Genomic DNA, 16872 nt, shown 5'->3' on the forward strand with positions numbered 1-16872 from the left:
ACGGCAAGGCGCCAGGGACACAGGGAGACACCATGGCCAGCAAGGCTGAGAAGATCGTCGCCGGGCTCGGCGGACTCGACAACATCGTCGAGGTCGAGGGCTGCATCACGCGGCTGCGCACCGAGGTCAACGACGCCTCCCTCGTGAACGAGGCGGCGCTCAAGGCCGCCGGCGCCCACGGCGTCGTCAAGATGGGCACGGCCGTCCAGGTCGTCATCGGCACCGACGCCGACCCCATCGCCTCCGACATCGAGGACATGATGGACTGACGCGGGCCGCCCGCCGCAGCCCACGGGCCCGCCCCCGCGCTGGGGGCGGGCCCGCGCGCGTCCACCCGCCGGGACCTGCCGCGCACCGGCGCCCGATAGGCTCGGCGCCATGTCTCGTATCGACGGCCGAACCCCCGAACAGCTCCGCCCCGTCACCATCGAACGCGGATGGAGCAAGCACGCCGAGGGCTCCGTCCTCGTCTCCTTCGGCGACACCCGCGTCCTGTGCAGCGCCAGCTTCACCGAGGGCGTGCCGCGCTGGCGCAAGGGCAGCGGCGAGGGCTGGGTCACCGCCGAGTACGCGATGCTGCCCCGCTCCACCAACACCCGCGGCGACCGCGAGTCCGTACGCGGCCGCATCGGCGGCCGCACCCACGAGATCAGCCGCCTCATCGGCCGCTCCCTGCGGGCCGTCGTCGACTACAAGGCGCTCGGCGAGAACACCGTCGTCCTCGACTGCGACGTCCTCCAGGCCGACGGTGGCACCCGCACCGCCGCCATCACCGGCGCCTACGTCGCCCTCGCCGACGCCGTCACCTGGGCGCGCGGCAAGAAGCTCGTCAAGGCCGGGCGCGAGCCGCTCACCGGCACCGTCGCCGCCGTCAGCGTCGGCATCGTCGCCGGCTCCCCGCTCCTCGACCTGTGCTACGAGGAGGACGTACGCGCCGACACCGACATGAACGTCGTCTGCACCGGCGACGGCCGCTTCGTCGAGATCCAGGGCACGGCGGAGGCCGAGCCCTTCGACCGCAAGGAGCTGACCACCCTGCTCGACCTGGCCACCGCGGGCTGCACCGACCTCGCCCGCCTCCAGACCGAGGCGCTCGCGGACACCGCAAGGTAAAGCACAAGGTAAAGCGGGAACCAAAAGACGCCCCCGTACGTCGTTACAGGTGCGGGCGCACGGCGAGAGCGGTGCGTCCGTCCAGACCTCGGCGGCGTCCCCGGCCGCGGGCCAGGCCCCTCGGCGGGCGGATCCCGCGGCCGTCCCGCGCCCGGATAGGTTGGGCGCATGACCCGCCTGATCCTCGCCACCCGCAACGCCGGAAAGATCACCGAGCTCCGCGCCATCCTCGCGGACAGCGGCCTCACCCACGAACTCGTCGGCGCAGACGCCTACCCGGAGATCCCCGACGTCAAGGAGACCGGCGTCACCTTCGCGCAGAACGCCCTGCTCAAGGCGCACGCCCTCGCCCGCGCCACGGGCCACCCGGCGATCGCCGACGACTCCGGCCTCTGCGTCGACGTCCTCGGCGGCGCGCCCGGCATCTTCTCCGCGCGCTGGGCGGGGCGCCACGGCGACGACCAGGCCAACCTCGGACTGCTCCTTGCGCAGCTCGCCGACATCGCGGAACCGCACCGCGCCGCCCACTTCGCCTGCGCCGCCGCGCTCGCCCTGCCCGACGGCACGGAGCACGTCGTCGAGGGCGCCCTGCCGGGCACCCTGCGCACGGCCCCCGCGGGCACGGGCGGCTTCGGCTACGACCCGATCCTCCAGCCGGACGGCTCCACCCGCACCTGCGCCGAGCTGACCGCGGCGGAGAAGAACGCGATCAGCCACCGCGGCAAGGCCTTCCGCGCGCTGGTCCCGGCGATCGTGGAACTGGTCGCCTGAGGCGCGGGCGCGCCGCCCACCGTGCGGGACGGCCCGGGGCCGCGTCCGTACCGACGCCGCCCCGGGCCGTTGCCGTGCGGTGGAAGGGATTCGAACCCTCAAGCCCGGTCAAGGGCCACAGATCCTAAGTCTGCTGCGTCGCCGTTGCGCCACCACCGCGGAGCGCCGGCCGCGTGCGGCGCCCGGCGGCCCTCAGTCTACGGCGCCGCGTGGCGCCCACGCGGCGCGGGCGCCGCGGTCAGAAGCGGGGCTCCTGCGCCTGCTCGTGGGCGAGCTCGGCGGCCTCCTCGGGGGTGGAGACCGAGGGCGGGGAGCCCTGGAGGGGCTGCTGCGCCGTCTCCTTCATGAACAGGACGGCGATGACGCCCACGATCGCCGCGCCCGTCGCGTAGTAGGCGGGCATCAGGTTGGTGCCGCCGATGTCGATGAGGGCGGTGATGACCAGCGGGGTCGTACCGCCGAACAGCGAGGTGGAGACGTTGTAGCCGATCGAGAGGCCGCCGTAGCGCACCTGGGTGGGAAAGAGCGCGGGCAGGGCCGCCGACATGGTCCCCAGCAGGCAGACCAGCGAGAGGCCCAGCATCGCGAGACCGATGATGATCAGGATGATGTTGCCCTCCCTGATCAGCAGGAACGACGGTATGGAGAGCACCAGGAAGCCCAGCATGCCCGCGAGCAGCAGGGGTTTCCTGCCGTAGCGGTCGTTGAGCCGCCCCACCTGGTTGATCAGCAGCATCATCGCCACCATCACGCCCAGCAGGATCAGCAGGCCGTGGGTGGTGCCGTAGCCGAGCTCGTCCGAGAGGTACGTCGGCATGTACGACAGCAGCATGTAGTCGGTGATGTTGTACGCGGCGACCAGGGCGACGCACAGGACAAGCGGCCGCCAGTAGTTCCTGAAGATCTTGGCGAGGTCGCCCTTGGCGGTGGTCTCGACGGTGTCGGCGGCCTCGGACGCCCGCACCCGGACGTTCTCCGTGGACAGCTTCTGGAACGCGGGCGTCTCGTCGAGCTTCAGCCGCAGGTAGAGGCCGATGATCCCGAGCGGTCCCGCAAGCAGGTAGGGCAGGCGCCAGCCCCAGCCCTCCAGGCCGCTGTCGCCGAGAGTGACGGTGAGCAGGGTGACGAGCCCCGCGGCGCCGACGTAGCCGGCGAGCGTGCCGAACTCCAGGAAGCTGCCGAAGAAGCCGCGGCGCTTGTCCGGGGCGTACTCGGCGATGAAGGTGGACGCGCCGCCGTACTCGCCGCCGGTGGAGAAGCCCTGCACGAGACGGAGCAGGATCAGCAGCGCGGGCGCCCACAGGCCTATGGAGTGGTACGAGGGCAGGACGCCGATGAAGAACGTGCCGAACGCCATCATCAGCATGGTCAGCGCGAGCACCCGCTGTCTGCCGAGCTTGTCGCCGAGGGGGCCGAGGACCACGCTGCCGAGCGGCCGCACCAGGAAGGAGATGGCGAAGGTGGCGAAGGTCAGCAGCAGCTGGACCGAGCCGTGGCCGCCGGGGAAGAAGACTTTGCCGATCGTCCCTGCCATGTAGCTGTAGATACCGAAGTCGTACCACTCCATGGCGTTGCCGAGCGCCGCCGCTTTGACCGCCCGCTTAACCGCCGCCTCATCCGTGACAGTAATGTCCGACCTGCGCAGACGTGGGTTGCGCCGCTGCTTGATCGTCCGGAACAGGGTGGGGTGGCGCCGGACCGCAGCCCGGTCGGCCACCTCTTCGTAGTCCTGGCCGGCCATGGCGGTTCCTTTCTGCGTACAACAAAGTCCAGTGGAACCTTCTGCGCGTTTCAAGCGTCCGCAAACCCGGGCCGCACCGAAGTGCGACCCCGGTCACATGGTGTGGCGGGTGTGTCAGATTCCCAGGTCCTTGATGATCTTCGCGACGTGGCCCGTGGCCCGCACGTTGTAGAAGGCCCGCTCGACCTTGCCCTCCTCGTCCACGACGATCGTCGAGCGGATGACGCCGGTCACCGCCTTTCCGTACATCATCTTCTCCCCGTAGGCGCCGTACGACTCAAGGACGCCTTTCGAGGGATCGCTGAGAAGCGTCACTCTCAGGTTCTCCTTCTCGCGGAACTTCGCAAGTTTCTCCGGCTTGTCCGGGGAGATCCCGATGACGTCGTAACCCGATCCCGCGAGGGCGTCCAGGTTGTCCGTGAAGTCGCAGGCCTGCTTCGTGCAGCCGGGGGTGAGGGCGGCCGGGTAGAAGTACACGATGACCTTGCGGCCCCGGTGGCCGGCGAGCGACACGCTGGTCCCGTCGGCGTCGGGAAGCGTGAAGTCGGGGGCGGTGTCGCCGGGGCTGAGGCGTTCGCTCATGGGATTTCTCCGTGAGGTGCGGGAAGTCGTGCGGTACGGCGTACACCACGCCGTGCCCGAGCGCACGCCGGGATGTACGCCGCCGAGCGTAACGGGGGTGCCGACGGGTGCGGGGGCGGCGGAACTGACAGACTGTGGCCCACAGGTCGGTGCGGGTGTACCGGAAACACGACGAGGGACGACGGAGGCGGCGCGGTGTCGGATGCCGATGCGAGGACCCCTGCGCAGATCGAGGCGGACATCGTCCGCCGCAGGGGGCAGCTTGCCGAGACGCTCGACGAGATCGGGGTGCGGGTGCACCCGAAGACGATCGTGGGCGACGCCAGGGCCCGGGTGGCCTCCACGGTGGACCAGACGGCGGGCCGCGCGTTCGTGGCCGTGAACCGCGTGGTCTCGGACGTGAAGGCGCAGTTCGTCGACGACGAGGGCGCGCCACGCCTCGAACGGGTCGTGCCGGCCGCGCTGCTCCTGGTGGGCGTGGCCGGGCTGCTGACGGTGTCGCTGCGGCGGCGCGGCCGCTGAGCGTACGGGGCCGCGGCGGCCGCCCACCCTGGGGCGGGCCGCCGCGGCCCCGCCGGGTAGGTTCTTCGCCGTGAGCGAGAACACCCACGAGAAGCTGCCCATCCGGATGCTGCACGACCGCGTGCTGGTCAGAACGGACATCCCGGAGGGCGAGCGGCGTTCGTCAGGCGGCATCGTGATCCCGGCGACCGCGGCGGTCGGCAGGCGGCTCGCCTGGGCCGAGGTGGTGGCCGTGGGCCAGAACGTGCGCACGGTGGAGCCCGGCGACCGGGTGCTGTACGACCCGGAGGACCGCGCGGAGGTCGAGGTGCGCGGCGTCGCGTACGTGCTGATGCGCGAGCGCGACCTGCACGCGGTGGCCGCCGACCGGTTCGAGGGCTCGGAGGACGCGACGGGGCTCTACCTGTAGCGGCGCCACGACCGGGGCCTTTGCTACGGTCGGGGGGAACGCCCGACGAGACGCGCCGTACCGGGCGAAGGCAAAGACGACGCACCCTGTTCGCAGTCCGCTCTGCCGGAGGTGCCGTCGTGGCGTGGGTGTTGTTGCTGGTGGCCGGGGCCCTCGAGGTCGTCTGGTCGATCGCTTTGAAGTTCAGTGACGGGTTCACCCGGCTGTGGCCGAGCGTGTTCACCGCCGTCGGTGTCACCGCGAGCATGGTGCTGCTCGCGCAGGCCGCGAAGTCCCTGCCGATCGGGACCGCGTACGGCGTGTGGGTCGGCATCGGCGCGGTCGGCGCGGCCGTCGTCGGCATGGCCGTGCTGCACGAGCCGGTGACCGCGGCCCGGATCTTCTTCGTCTGCCTGCTGGTCGTGGCGGTCGTCGGTCTGGAGGCGACCTCGGGCGACGGCTAGACCGCGCCCGCCGGTGGGCCGTGTCCCGCCCGGGGGAAGCGCCCGCCCCGGCCGTCGCCTCGGCGGCGGGAGGCGGGCACTTCACCGGCCGCCGCGGCCGGCTGGCGCCCCGTCAGCCGGTGCGGGTGAGCCCGGGGACGCTGCCGCCCGGAGGCTCCGCGGGCCCGCCGGTCGGGCCGCCGGCGCCGCCGGGACCGCCGCCGTCCGTGCCGCCGCCGTCGCCGGTGCCGCCGCCCGTGCCGCCCCCGTTGTCACCGCTCCCGCCCGTCCCGCCGTCCGTGCCGCCGCCGTTGTCGCCGCCCGCGCCGCCTCCGGTGTCCGTGCCTCCGGTGCCGCCCCCGCCTTCCGTGCCGCCGTCGCCTGTCTGGCCGCCCGCGGGGCTCTGGCCGCCGTCGCCCGAACCGCCGTCGTCGCCGCCGGTGGCGCCGCCGTCGTCCGCGCCGCCGGTGCCGCCGCCCGCGCCGTTCTGCCCGCCGTCGTCCGCGCCGCCGTCGTCGCCGCCTGTGGTGGCGGGCGCCGAACTCGAACCGGTCGGCCGGTCCGACGGGCGGTCGGAGGGCTCGTCGTGCTGCGCGGCGCCGCGCTGGAGGTGCAGGTCGAACTTCTTGGCGGCTGAGCCCTTCAGGGCGGCCGCCGTGTACTGGCCCCAGATCTGCGCGGGCGGCCCGCCGCCGTTGATGCGGGCCTGGCCGAGCGCCCCGTACAGCGGCTTGTGCTTCGCGGTGTCGGGGTCGGCCCCCATCAGCGAGACGACCGTCGTCAGGTCAGGTGTGTACCCGGCGAACCAGGCCGCCTGGTCGTCCTCCGCCGTGCCGGTCTTGCCCGCCGCGGGGCGCCCCGCGGCCTGCGCGGCGGTGCCGGTGCCGTCGCTGCTGTCGACCACCGAGCGCAGCACCGACGTCGTGGTGTCCGCGGCCTGCCTGCTGACGGCCCGGGTGGCCGGGCGGTGCGGCAGGGAGATCCTGTCGCCGTTCTTGGTGACGTTCGCGACCAGCGAGTACGCCTGCCGCTGCCCGTGGTGGGCGAGCGTCGCGTACGCCTGGGCCATGTCGAGGACGCTCGCGGTGGCCGGGCCGAGCGCGATCGACGGGGTCGCCGTCAGGTCGGGGGTGGTGGCGGGGATGCCGAGGCCGACCGCGGTGTGTTCCACCGTGGAGGGCCCGACGTCCTCGGCGAGCTGCGCGTACACCGCGTTGACCGACTTGTTGGTCGCGGTGCGCACGCTGATGTCGCCGTAGTCGCGGTCGTCCTCGTTGGCGGGGGCGTAGCCGGTGGGCCCGTCGGGGCCCTGCACCATGCGGTGGTTGTCGCCGTTGTACGTGGTGTTCGGTGTGATGCGCTCGCCGCCCTGCGTCCGCGAGCCGTTCTGGATGGCCGAGGCGAGGACGAACGGCTTGAAGGTGGAGCCGACCTGGTAGTCGCGGCGGGTGGCGTTGTCGACGTACTGCTTCGTGTAGTCGATGCCGCCGTACAGGGCGACGACGTCGCCCGTCGCGGGGTCGACCGACGCACCGCCCACCCGGACGTTCCTGTCGGCCTTGCGGTCCTTGTCCAGCTTGGAGTTGACGTTGTCGTCGACCGCCTGGACCAGCGCGTCCTGCTTGGACCGCTGGAGCGTGGTGGTGATCCGGTAGCCGCCGCTCGCGAGGGTGTCCTCGTCGATGATCTTGTTGCTCGTGAGGTAGTCCTTGACCGCTTCGACGACATAGCCGCGCTGCCCGGACAGGCCGGCGCGCGAGGGGCCCGCGTAGCGCTTCGGCGTGGGGAAGGCGAGCTTCGCGCGGGCCGGGGTGCTGAGCCAGTGCTTCTTGACCATGCCGTCCAGCACGTAGTTCCAGCGGTCCTTCGCCGCGCCCTGGTTCTCCGGGTGCGCGACCACGTCGAACTCGCTCGGCGCGTTGAGCAGCGACGCCAGGTACGCGCCCTGCGCGGTGCCGAGGCCGTCGGTGCCGCCGATGTCCTTGCCGTAGTACGCCTGCGCGGCCGCCTGGATGCCGTAGGCGTTGCGCCCGAAGTAGCTGGTGTTCAGATAGCCCTGGAGAATCTGCTCCTTGGACTGCTCGCGGTTGAGCTTGACCGCGATGAAGAACTCCTTGACCTTGCGGACCACTGTCTGCTCCTGGCCCAGGTAGTAGTTCTTCACGTACTGCTGGGTGATGGTCGAGCCGCCCTGCGTGCCCTTGCCCGTGAGGGTGTTCCAGGCGGCGCGCACCATGCCGAGCGGGTCGACCGCGGGTTCCCCGTAGAAGTCGCGGTCCTCCGCAGCCAGCACGGCGCGCCGCACGGTCAACGGCACCTGCGACAGCGGCACGTTCTCCCGGTTGACGTCGCCGTCGCGGGCGATCTGGGTGCCGTCCTTGTACAGGAACACGTTGGACTGGGCGGTCGCCGCCGCGTTGGCGGGCGGGATGTCCACCAGGTTGTAGCCCGCGATGAAGCCGCCGACCACGAGCACCAGGAGGGCCAGCACCCCGAACAGCACCATGCGCCACGTCGGCAGCGCCCTGCGCCAGCCGGTGCGCCGCCGCTTCCCCGGGCGCTGCGGCGGGGCGTCCGCGGGGGACGCGTCCCCGGCGCCCGCCGCGGGCCCCGGCTGGTCGCCGCCCTGCTGGGATGGCTCGTCACTCATGTGTGGGAAGACTCCTCAACCGCGCCCGGAGGTGCACGCTCCGGCATAACGGTGTCGTATCGGGTGCGCTGGTGCGGTGTCTCTTTTCTCCCATGCTTCGCCCGGTGTGCACCGCACCTGTGGCCCCTCTGCCCCCGATTGGCTCTCATGCGCCTCGGTCCCCTGAGGGAATCCGGCGGAGGATCCGGCGGGCCTCCCGGCCCGGGGAAAATCCGTCGCCTCCCGGAGGGCGGGTCGGCTAGGGTCTTTCGTTTGGGTCAGGGCGGATGGGGGAGAGGGGGCGTCGTGCGGCTGTACGCCGTCGTCTGGGCGGGTGCGTTCCGCCGGTACGCGACGTACCGGACGGCCACCGTCGCCGGCCTGTTCACCAACACCGCCTTCGGCTTCATCATCGCGTACACCTACACGGCCCTCTGGCACCTGCGGCCGCACCTCGGCGGCTACGGACTCGCCGAGGCGATGACGTACGTCTGGGTCAGCCAGGGGCTGCTCGCCGCCTCCGGGATCATGGGCGGCGGCTTCGAGGACGACCTGCTCGACCGCATCCGCTCGGGCGACATCGCCGTCGACCTCTACCGCCCCGCCGACCTGCAGCTGTGGTGGCTCGCCCAGGACCTCGGCAGGGCCGTCTTCCAGCTGCTCGCGCGCGGCGCGGTGCCGGTGGCCGTGGGCGCCCTCTTCTTCGACCTCGCGCTGCCCGCGGACCCGCTGGTCTGGGCGGCCTTCCTCGGCGCCGTCCTGCTGGGCAACGTGGTGAGCTTCGCGATCCGCTACGTCGTCGGCCTCAGCGGCTTCTGGCTCCTCGACGGCACCGGCGCCCTCCAGCTGTCCCGGCTCGCGGCCACCTTCTGGTCGGGGATGCTCCTGCCGCTGAACGTCTTCCCCGGCCTGCTCGGCCAGGTCGCGCGCGCCCTGCCGTGGTCGGCGCAGCTCCAGCTCCCCGCCGACGTGCTGCTCGGCACGGAAAGGGGCTGGGCGGTGGCAGGCGTGTACGGGTTCCAGGCGGCCTGGGCCGTCGTGCTGCTCGCGCTCGGCCGGGTGCTCCAGACCGCGGCGACCCGCAGGCTGGTGGTCCAGGGTGGCTGAGGACACGGGCACGGGCGGCATCGGCGCGCCCCTCGACGCGCTCGCGCCGCAGGGCGCACCTGCGGCGGAGGGGCGGACGGCGCCGGGACGGTTGCGGGAGGGCCTGCGGGCGTACGGGCTGATCGTCGCCATGGGCATCAGGTCGCAGCTCACCTACCGGCTGTCCTTCGCGGTGACCGCGCTCGGCAACCTCGTGGCGACGGCCTTCGACTTCGTGACCATTCTGCTGATGTTCTCGCAGGTCCACGCGCTCGGCGGGTTCTCGCTCGCCCAGATCGCCTTCCTGTACGGCACCTCCGCCACCTCCTTCGGGCTCGTCGACCTCTTCCTGGGCTCGACCGACCGCCTCGGCGCGCGGGTGCGCGACGGCACGCTCGACACCTTCCTGCTGCGCCCCGCGCCGGTGCTCGCGCAGGTCGCCGCGGACCGCTTCGCCGCCCGGCGGATCGGCCGGGTGGTGCAGGGCGGCGCCGTCCTCGGCTACGCGCTCGCCGCCGCGGGCATCGACTGGACCCCGGTGCGCGTCGCGCTCCTGCCGGTGATGCTGCTGTGCGGGGCCCTGATCTTCGCCGCGGTGTTCGTGGTGGGCGCCGCCTTCCAGTTCTGGGCGCAGGACGCGGCCGAGGTGCAGAGCGCGTTCACCTACGGCGGCACGACGCTGCTCCAGTACCCGCCGGGCCTGTTCGCGCAGGACCTGGTGCGCGGGGTGACGTTCGTGGTGCCGCTCGCCTTCGTCAACTGGCTGCCCGCGCTCTACGTGCTCGACCGCCCGATGCCGGAGGGCCTGCCGCGGTGGACGGCCTTCCTCGCGCCCGCGGTCGCCGCCGTGTGCTGCGCGGGGGCCGGCGCGCTGTGGCGGCTCGGCGTCAGGTCGTACCGCAGCACGGGCAGTTGAGGCGGCGGACGGTACGGGCGCGGTGACGGCTTGGGACGGCGACGGAGGGAGAGTGCGGGCAGTGGGCGGCGACGGGACAGGACAGTGGGCGGCGGACGACGGGTTCATCGAACTCGACGGCCTGGAGAAGGTGTTCGACGTGCGGCGGCGGGCCGGCAGGTTCCGCCGCGAGCGACAGCGGGTGCGCGCGGTCGACGGCATCAGCTTCCGCGTGGCGCGCGGCGAGATGGTCGGCTACATCGGCCCCAACGGCGCGGGCAAGTCGACCACGATCAAGATGCTGACGGGCATCCTGACGCCGAGCGGCGGCCGGGTGCGGGTCGCCGGCATCGACCCGGCGCGCGAACGGACCAGGCTGGCCTCGCGCATCGGCGTGGTGTTCGGCCAACGCACCATGCTCTGGTGGGACCTGCCGCTGATCGACTCGTACCGGCTCGCGCACCGCATGTACCGGGTGCCGGACGCCAGGTTCCGCGCCAACCTCGACCGGTGTGTCGAACTCCTCGATCTCGGCGACCTGTTGAGGGTGCCCGTACGGCAGCTCTCGCTCGGCCAGCGGATGCGCGGCGACATCGCCGCCGCCCTGCTGCACGACCCCGACGTGCTGTACCTGGACGAGCCGACGATCGGCCTCGACGTCATCTCCAAGACCCGCGTACGGGAGTTCCTCCGCGAACTCAACCGCGACCGGGGCACCACGGTGCTGCTGACCACCCACGACCTCCAGGACATCGAGCAGCTCTGCGGGCGGGTCATGGTGATCGACCACGGCCGCCTGCTCTACGACGGCTCGACGGCGGGGCTCCACGAGGCGGGCGGCGGCGAACGCACCCTCGTCGTCGACCTGGAGCGCGAGACGCCGCCCGTCGAACTGCCCGGCACGCCCGGTGTGCGCGTGGTGCGGGTGGAGGGCACCCGGCAGTATCTGGCGTTCCCCGCGACGCAGTCGGCCGCGCCGCTGGTGGCCCGGGTGGCGGCCGCCTACCCGCTGGTCGACCTCTCGGTGCGGGAGCCGGACATCGAGTCCGTGATCGCCAGGATGTACGGCGAACGGGCGGGCGCCTGACGCCTCCCCGCCGCGCTGCCGGGGCCGGGTCCCGGCGGCCGCGCGACCGTATGCCGGGCCCCGGCCGTTGGCTAGGCTGACCGCCATGACGAGCGAACCGCCCGAGCGCCGTGCCGAGCCGGCCCACCCACCGGAGACCAGGGCGTCGGACGCGGAGCGCGAGCAGGTCGCCGAGCGGCTGCGGGACGCGGTGGCCGAGGGCAGGCTCGACATGGCGGAGTTCGACGAGCGGCTCGGCCTCGCCTACGGGGCGCGCACGCACGGGGAGTTGGTGCCCCTCGTGCGCGACCTGCCGGAGCCCGGCACGGCGCGGGCCGGCGGCGTCGTCGCGTCGACCGCGGCGGAGCCCGCCGCCGCGGGCCGCTGGGCGGAGCGGGTCGGCGGGCCCGCCACCTCGCGCGGCGGCTTCGGCTTCCTCGGCGGCTTCGGCCGCAAGGGCAACTGGACGGTGGGCCGCCGCTTCAACGCGACGGTGTTCATGGGCGGCGGCGAGATCGACCTGCGCGAGGCGCGGTTCGAGGCGCCGCTGACCGTGATCCGCTGCGTCGCCGTCATGGGCGGCGTGCAGGTCACCGTGCCACCCGACCTCGACGTCGAGGTGCGCGGCTTCGGCTTCATGGGCGGCTTCGGCGCGGTGCCCGACCGGGACGACGTGGCCGACATCGCGCCGGGACCCGACGCCCCGAAGGTCATCGTGACGGGCCTCGCGCTGATGGGTGGCGTCGGCGTCGAGCGCAAGCTGCGCAAGCAGGAGCGCCGCCGCCTCAAGGAGGCACGCAAGCGCGAGCGGCTCGCCGCGGGACAGGAGTCCTACGAGGAGCGGATGGCCCGCCACGAGCAGCACAGGGCCCGCCAGGAGGAGCGTCGCGAGGAGCGCAGGGCGCGCCACGACGAGATCCGCGAGGAGCGCAGGGCGCGCCAGGAGGAGCGCCGCAGGGGCCGCCCCGGCGGCAAGGAACTCTGAGCCGGGGGCCGCTGCGGGCCCCGGCAGGGCCGGGGCTCAGGTCGCGGTCGGTGTGTGCGTGCCCAGCAGGGAGCGCAGGTCGACGGCGGACGCCATCGCCTGGTAGCCCGCGTCGCTCGGGTGCAGCCCGTCGCCCGAGTCGTAGGCGGGCAGCAGCCGGTCGGGGGCGTACGGGTCGCGCAGCACCCGGTCGAAGTCGACGACCGCGTCGAACACGCCACCGCCGCGGATCGCCGCGTTGACCTCGTTCCGCACCCGCTCCTTCGTGGCGTTGTAGCCCACGTGCGCCCCGAACGGCGTGAGCGTCGAACCGACCACCCGCACCCCGTGCGCGTGCGCCTGCCGGGTCAGGTCGCGCAGCCCCGCCACGATGGGCGCGCCGCTGAGCTCGTGCCCGTGCAGGATGTCGTTGACCCCGAGGTCGACGAAGACGGCCCGCACCCCTGGCCGGCCGAGCGCGTCCTCGGCGAAGCGGACCACGCCGCTGCGGCCGTTGCGCAGCACGGAGGCGTCCCGCAGGACCTGGTTGCCTCCGATGCCCTCGTCCACCACGCCGTAGCGGCCGTAGGAGCTGTCCCGCACGCGGTCGGCGAGGAAGTTGGGCCACCGGTGGTTGCCGTTCACGAGCGAGCCGATGCCGTCCGTGATCGAGTCGCCGAAGGCCACGACCGTGCCGGCGGCCTGCCGGTTCTCCACGTCCACGGAGGTGACGTAGCGCCAGTACGGCGTCGGCACGGCGTACGCGGCGCCCGACGTCTCCTCCGTGCGGTCGCCGCGCGCGACGTACGAGGTCTGCTGCGCGTGCGAGTGGTACGAGGCGGGGCCGCCGGCGGCGGGCGTGTACAGCGTCAGCAGCAGGTCGGCGTCGGCGGGCACGGCGAGCGCCACCGGGTCGCTCACGGCCTGCCGGCCCGCCGGGATCGTGACCTGCGGGGTCCGCGCCGTGCCGAAGACCAGGCGCCGCATGGTGCCGGGCACGGCGGAGGGGCCGCCGCCCTCGGCGACCGCGACCGAGGCGTGCGCGACCAGCAGCGGCGCGGTGCCGTAGAGGTTCGAGAAGGTGATGCGGGCGGCGCTGCCGCCGATGCTGGTGTGCACGACGTTGCGGATGGACTGGTCGGGCAGCCCGCGGGGCGCGTCGGGCTCGGCGCCCGCGGCGCCGGCCGCCCAGGTGCCGACCCAGCCGCCGGAGGCCGCGGGGGCCGCCTGGTGCGGCAGCCGGCCGGTGCCGGTACCCGTGCCCGTGCCGCCCGCCCCGCTGTTGCGCCCGTCCGTCGAGACCGCGGGCCCCGAGCCGTCCTGCCCGGCGAGCCCCGCCGACACCTGGTGGGCGAGGCCGCGCCCCGGCCCGAGGCCGACGAAGATGCCGGCACACACCAGGCCCACCAGGGCGATCAACGCTCCGAACAGGGCCAGGCCACGTTGGTTCGTCATGCCCTGGTCTCACCTCGCCTCTGTCTACAGCACCATCATCCAGCACGGCGGGGGAACTCGGCGCGCGCTCGGGGAGTCACCAGTCAAGAGGGACAATGCGTACAGGAGGTTCCAAGGAGCCGGTCGATTACGTGCCGTGTGCGAGCGTGTGCGTTCGCGTAAGGACACGGGTGGAGCGGCTACGGGCAGGGACGGGCACGGACGGGTGGAGCGGATGGAACGCGGTGAGACGGGGCGGGGCGCCGAAGGCGACTCGGCGGCGAACGCCGGGACCCGGGCGGCCGGTGCGGACGGCGGCCCGGAGGGCGGTGGGGCCGAGGGCCCCCGGGGCCCGGCGGTCGGCGGGGAGGGGGCTCCTCGCGCGGCCGGGCGCGGGCGGGCCGGCGGCGGCCTGCCGTCGTTCTCGTACACCGCGGCGGACGAGGAGAAGCGCCGGGGCGTGCGGCGGATGAAGACCACGGCGACCGCGCTGCTCGTCCTCGTCGCCGCCGTCTACACGCTGGCCACCTGGGGCAGGCACGCGGGCGCCGGCGGCTGGACCGGCTATGTGGCCGCGGCGGCGGAGGCGGGCATGGTCGGCGCGCTCGCCGACTGGTTCGCCGTGACCGCGCTGTTTCGCAGACCCCTCGGCCTGCCCATCCCGCACACGGCGATCATCCCCAACAAGAAGGACCAACTGGGCGCCTCGCTCGCCCAGTTCGTCGGCGAGAACTTCCTCTCCTCCGACGTCGTACGCGCCCGGCTGCGCGCCCTCGGCATCGGGCGCAGGATCGGCGCCTGGCTCGCGGAGCCCGAGCACGCCGACCGGGTCACCGAGGAGCTCGCGACCGCGCTGCGCGGCGCGATCACCGTCCTGCGCGACTCCGACGTGCAGGCGGTCGTCGGCGACGCCATCACCCGGCGCGCCGAGGCCGCCGAGGTCGCACCCGTCATCGGCAAGACCCTCGACCGGGTCGTCGCGGACGGCGCGCACCACCGCGCGGTCGACCTGATCTGCGTACGCGGCAGGCAGTGGCTGATCGCCCACGAGGACTCGGTGATGGACGCCGTGCAGGGCGGGGCGCCCGGCTGGACCCCCAAATTCGTGGACCGGCGCATCGGCGACCGCGTCTACAAGGAGCTGCTGCGCTTCGTCACCGAGATGCGCGACATGCCCTCGCACCCGGCGCGCGGCGCGATCGACCGCTTCCTCAAGGACTTCGCGTCCGACCTCCAGTCGGACACGGAGACCAGGGGCAGGATCGAGCGGCTGAAGTCGGAGCTGATCGCACGCCCCGAGGTCCAGGACGTCATCGCCTCGGCCTGGTCCTCCGTACGCTCCATGATCATCTCGGCCGCCGAGGACGAACGCAGCGCGCTGCGGCTGCGCGCCCGCTCCTCGCTGCTCGGCCTGGGGAGGCGGCTCGCGAGCGACGAGCGCCTCCAGGGCAAGCTGGAGGGCTGGGTCGAGGACGCGGCTTCCTACGTGGTCTCCACGTACCGCGGCGAGATCACGTCGCTGATCACCGACACCGTCAAGAGCTGGGACGCGGACGACACGTCACGCAAGATCGAGGCCCACATCGGCCGCGACCTGCAGTTCATCCGCATCAACGGCACGGTCGTCGGCGCCCTGGCCGGCCTCTTGATCTACACGCTCTCCCAGGCCCTGGGCGCCTGACACCCGACCGGCGGTGCGCCGACCGGCCGGCCTGCGGCGCGGCCGGGGCGCCGGGCCCCTGAGCGGCCGTGCCCGGCGCCTGGGGCGGGCGGCGGAGCGCTCCGGCGGCCTCGCGGGCCCGGCACCGCCCAGGTCAGGTCGCGCGTTCCGGGCGCGGCCCCTCCGCGCGCGCCCGGCGCGCGCGGAGGGGCCAGGGGCCGGGCGCCTGCGAAGGGGCCGGGCGCCCGCGGAGGGGCCGGGCGCCCGCGGAGGGGCCGGGCGCGCGGCGTGCGGTCAGCGGCGTGTCACGGCATAGGAGGCGGCGGCGACACCGCCCGCCACGGTGAACACCGAGGGCCAGGCCCCGATCTTCTTCGCCAGCAGGTGCGACCCCGCGAACGCGGCCAGGTAGGCCGCGCTCAGCCCGGCCGTCGCCGCCGTGCCGGAAGCCCGCTGCCACTGCCACGCCGCCGCCGTGCCCCCGGCGAGCAGCGCCACGCCGCCCAGCTGCCGCTTCTTCGTCCACCGGGCGACGGCGAACCCGCCGACCAGCCCGCCGGCCGCGGCGGCCGCCGCTGGGGCCGCCCCCGGAACCTTCGCCAACGCTGCCACCTTCGCCACTTCTGCCGTCCTCGCTGGCCCCCGCCGGCGACGCGCCGCCGCCGCCGGGTGACCGGTCTTCACACTGTGAACACGGCCGAGCCTAACCAGCGCACCCGCCCGGCCGCCCCGCTCCCCGGCGAGAAGTGCGCCACTCCCGGACGCAGCCCGCGGCTCGGGCCCGCCGCACGCCCCGGCCGGGCGTCACGCCCCCGGGCCGCGGCCGGGCCCGTGCCCCGCGCCGAGATGCCGTACGCCGCCGAACTCCACGAGCCGCAGCCGCCCGCCGTCCCCGGCACCGTCCCCGTTGCCGTCCCCGGGATCGCGCTCCCACACCGACACCGAGGCGTTGGGCACCGGCGCGTCCGCCGGGGGCGGTGCGCCGATGCCGGCGAGCACCTGCCGGACCGCGACCGCCACGGAGTCGTGGGCCACCAGCAGGACATGGGCGCAGGGCGGCTCCGCCCGCAGCTCCGTGAGGAAGTCCCGTACCCGCAGCACCACATCGGCGAGCGACTCCCCGCCCGGCGGCCGGTAGAACCAGTCCCCGAGGCGCTCGCGCCGCGCCGCCTCCTCGGGCGCGCGCGCCGCGACGGCGGGCGGCGGCAGCAGTTCGAGCACCCCCGTCTCCCGGTCCCGCAGCCGCTCGTCCACCAGCGCCGCAGGCACCTCGGCCCCCGCCCGCTCGGCCGCGCCCGCCATCTCCTCCCAGGTCCGCAGCGCCCGCGCATAGGGCGACACCACCGCGAGGCCGGGCCGCTCCGCGCCGGCCCCGGCGAGCCACCGCCCCAGCGCCCCGGCCTCGCGCACCCCGCGCTCCGTCAGCCCCACCTGCGCGTCCGTGCCCTCCACCACGAGCCCGGCGTCCCCCGCGGCCACGGCCCGCGCGAACACCGCGTTCGCGACGCTCTCCCCATGCCGCACCACACTCAACCGCCGGAGCCCCGGGCCCCGTTGCCCCGCGCCACGCTCGCCCAC

17 protein-coding genes, 1 tRNA gene and 1 riboswitch are annotated in these 16872 nt (G+C 73.9%); of the genes, 11 read left to right on the top strand and 7 right to left on the bottom strand.

Annotated features, from left to right (window positions below; all coding sequences use genetic code 11):
* Positions 1 to 32 precede the first annotated feature (32 nt).
* The 3 genes from AB0910_RS15500 (at position 33) to rdgB (ending at position 1884) form a co-directional block, all read left to right on the top strand.
* Positions 33 to 269 carry a PTS glucose/sucrose transporter subunit IIB gene (locus AB0910_RS15500; RefSeq protein WP_345648784.1) on the top strand — a complete coding sequence of 79 codons (237 nt, stop codon included), beginning with the start codon at positions 33 to 35 and terminating at the stop codon, positions 267 to 269.
* Between the two features lie 109 nt (positions 270 to 378).
* Positions 379 to 1113, top strand: coding sequence for a ribonuclease PH (gene rph, locus AB0910_RS15505; protein ID WP_366745110.1), 735 nt, complete (start codon positions 379 to 381; stop codon positions 1111 to 1113).
* A 168-nt stretch (positions 1114 to 1281) separates the two neighbouring features.
* Positions 1282 to 1884, top strand: coding sequence for an RdgB/HAM1 family non-canonical purine NTP pyrophosphatase (rdgB, locus tag AB0910_RS15510; RefSeq protein WP_366745111.1), 603 nt, complete (start codon positions 1282 to 1284; stop codon positions 1882 to 1884).
* Between the two features lie 75 nt (positions 1885 to 1959).
* Here the strand turns inward: rdgB and AB0910_RS15515 are convergent.
* The 3 genes from AB0910_RS15515 to bcp all read right to left on the bottom strand — a co-directional run bounded on the left by AB0910_RS15515 (position 1960) and on the right by bcp (position 4207).
* A tRNA-Leu gene (locus AB0910_RS15515) sits at positions 1960 to 2043 on the bottom strand.
* Positions 2044 to 2122: 79 nt separating this feature from the next.
* Positions 2123 to 3625, bottom strand: coding sequence for a glycine betaine/L-proline transporter ProP (gene proP, locus AB0910_RS15520; protein WP_366745112.1), 1503 nt, complete (start codon positions 3623 to 3625; stop codon positions 2123 to 2125).
* Between the two features lie 114 nt (positions 3626 to 3739).
* Entirely contained in the window at positions 3740 to 4207 is a 468-nt protein-coding gene (gene bcp, locus AB0910_RS15525; RefSeq protein WP_366745113.1) for a thioredoxin-dependent thiol peroxidase, read from the bottom strand.
* A 195-nt stretch (positions 4208 to 4402) separates the two neighbouring features.
* Here bcp and AB0910_RS15530 point away from each other — a divergent pair, with 195 nt between their 5' ends.
* The 3 genes from AB0910_RS15530 to AB0910_RS15540 all read left to right on the top strand — a co-directional run bounded on the left by AB0910_RS15530 (position 4403) and on the right by AB0910_RS15540 (position 5581).
* Positions 4403 to 4729 carry a DUF3618 domain-containing protein gene (locus AB0910_RS15530; protein ID WP_366745114.1) on the top strand — a complete coding sequence of 109 codons (327 nt, stop codon included), beginning with the start codon at positions 4403 to 4405 and terminating at the stop codon, positions 4727 to 4729.
* A gap of 106 nt (positions 4730 to 4835) precedes the next feature.
* Positions 4836 to 5138 (top strand): co-chaperone GroES, encoded by a 303-nt coding sequence (locus AB0910_RS15535; protein ID WP_345648904.1) that lies wholly within the window; start codon positions 4836 to 4838, stop codon positions 5136 to 5138.
* Between the two features lie 12 nt (positions 5139 to 5150).
* Positions 5151 to 5224: riboswitch (guanidine-III (ykkC-III) riboswitch) on the top strand.
* A gap of 33 nt (positions 5225 to 5257) precedes the next feature.
* Positions 5258 to 5581 (top strand): multidrug efflux SMR transporter, encoded by a 324-nt coding sequence (locus tag AB0910_RS15540; protein WP_366745115.1) that lies wholly within the window; start codon positions 5258 to 5260, stop codon positions 5579 to 5581.
* A gap of 112 nt (positions 5582 to 5693) precedes the next feature.
* Here the strand turns inward: AB0910_RS15540 and AB0910_RS15545 are convergent, their stop codons facing one another.
* The gene (locus AB0910_RS15545) at positions 5694 to 8210 is read right to left on the bottom strand and encodes a transglycosylase domain-containing protein (RefSeq protein WP_366745116.1); all 2517 of its coding nucleotides are present in this window, start codon (positions 8208 to 8210) and stop codon (positions 5694 to 5696) included.
* Positions 8211 to 8495: 285 nt separating this feature from the next.
* Between AB0910_RS15545 and AB0910_RS15550 the strand changes: the two genes are divergently transcribed.
* From AB0910_RS15550 to AB0910_RS15565, 4 genes are all read left to right on the top strand, one after another.
* Entirely contained in the window at positions 8496 to 9296 is an 801-nt protein-coding gene (locus AB0910_RS15550; RefSeq protein WP_366745117.1) for an ABC-2 family transporter protein, read from the top strand.
* Positions 9297 to 9426: 130 nt separating this feature from the next.
* The gene (locus AB0910_RS15555) at positions 9427 to 10191 is read left to right on the top strand and encodes an ABC transporter permease (protein WP_366745225.1); all 765 of its coding nucleotides are present in this window, start codon (positions 9427 to 9429) and stop codon (positions 10189 to 10191) included.
* 61 nt (positions 10192 to 10252) lie between these two features.
* Positions 10253 to 11257, top strand: a complete 1005-nt coding sequence (locus AB0910_RS15560) for an ATP-binding cassette domain-containing protein (RefSeq protein ID WP_366745118.1) — start codon at positions 10253 to 10255, stop codon at positions 11255 to 11257.
* Positions 11258 to 11342: 85 nt separating this feature from the next.
* Complete coding sequence (locus AB0910_RS15565) at positions 11343 to 12221, top strand: DUF1707 domain-containing protein (protein WP_366745119.1); 879 nt, start codon at positions 11343 to 11345, stop codon at positions 12219 to 12221.
* A 36-nt stretch (positions 12222 to 12257) separates the two neighbouring features.
* Here AB0910_RS15565 and AB0910_RS15570 read toward each other — a convergent pair whose 3' ends face one another.
* Positions 12258 to 13655 carry an SGNH/GDSL hydrolase family protein gene (locus AB0910_RS15570; RefSeq protein WP_366745120.1) on the bottom strand — a complete coding sequence of 466 codons (1398 nt, stop codon included), beginning with the start codon at positions 13653 to 13655 and terminating at the stop codon, positions 12258 to 12260.
* A gap of 214 nt (positions 13656 to 13869) precedes the next feature.
* On the opposite strand from AB0910_RS15570, the gene AB0910_RS15575 reads away from it, so the two are divergent.
* The gene (locus AB0910_RS15575; protein ID WP_366745121.1) at positions 13870 to 15315 is read left to right on the top strand and encodes a DUF445 domain-containing protein; all 1446 of its coding nucleotides are present in this window, start codon (positions 13870 to 13872) and stop codon (positions 15313 to 15315) included.
* A 273-nt stretch (positions 15316 to 15588) separates the two neighbouring features.
* Here the strand turns inward: AB0910_RS15575 and AB0910_RS15580 are convergent, their stop codons facing one another.
* Both AB0910_RS15580 and AB0910_RS15585 read right to left on the bottom strand, forming a co-directional pair.
* The gene (locus AB0910_RS15580; protein ID WP_366745122.1) at positions 15589 to 15897 is read right to left on the bottom strand and encodes a hypothetical protein; all 309 of its coding nucleotides are present in this window, start codon (positions 15895 to 15897) and stop codon (positions 15589 to 15591) included.
* 201 nt (positions 15898 to 16098) lie between these two features.
* Positions 16099 to 16818 carry a phosphoglycerate mutase family protein gene (locus tag AB0910_RS15585; protein ID WP_366745123.1) on the bottom strand — a complete coding sequence of 240 codons (720 nt, stop codon included), beginning with the start codon at positions 16816 to 16818 and terminating at the stop codon, positions 16099 to 16101.
* Positions 16819 to 16872 lie beyond the last annotated feature (54 nt).

The organism is Streptomyces sp. NPDC047002, from assembly GCF_040704505.1.
Lineage (GTDB): Bacteria > Actinomycetota > Actinomycetes > Streptomycetales > Streptomycetaceae > Streptomyces.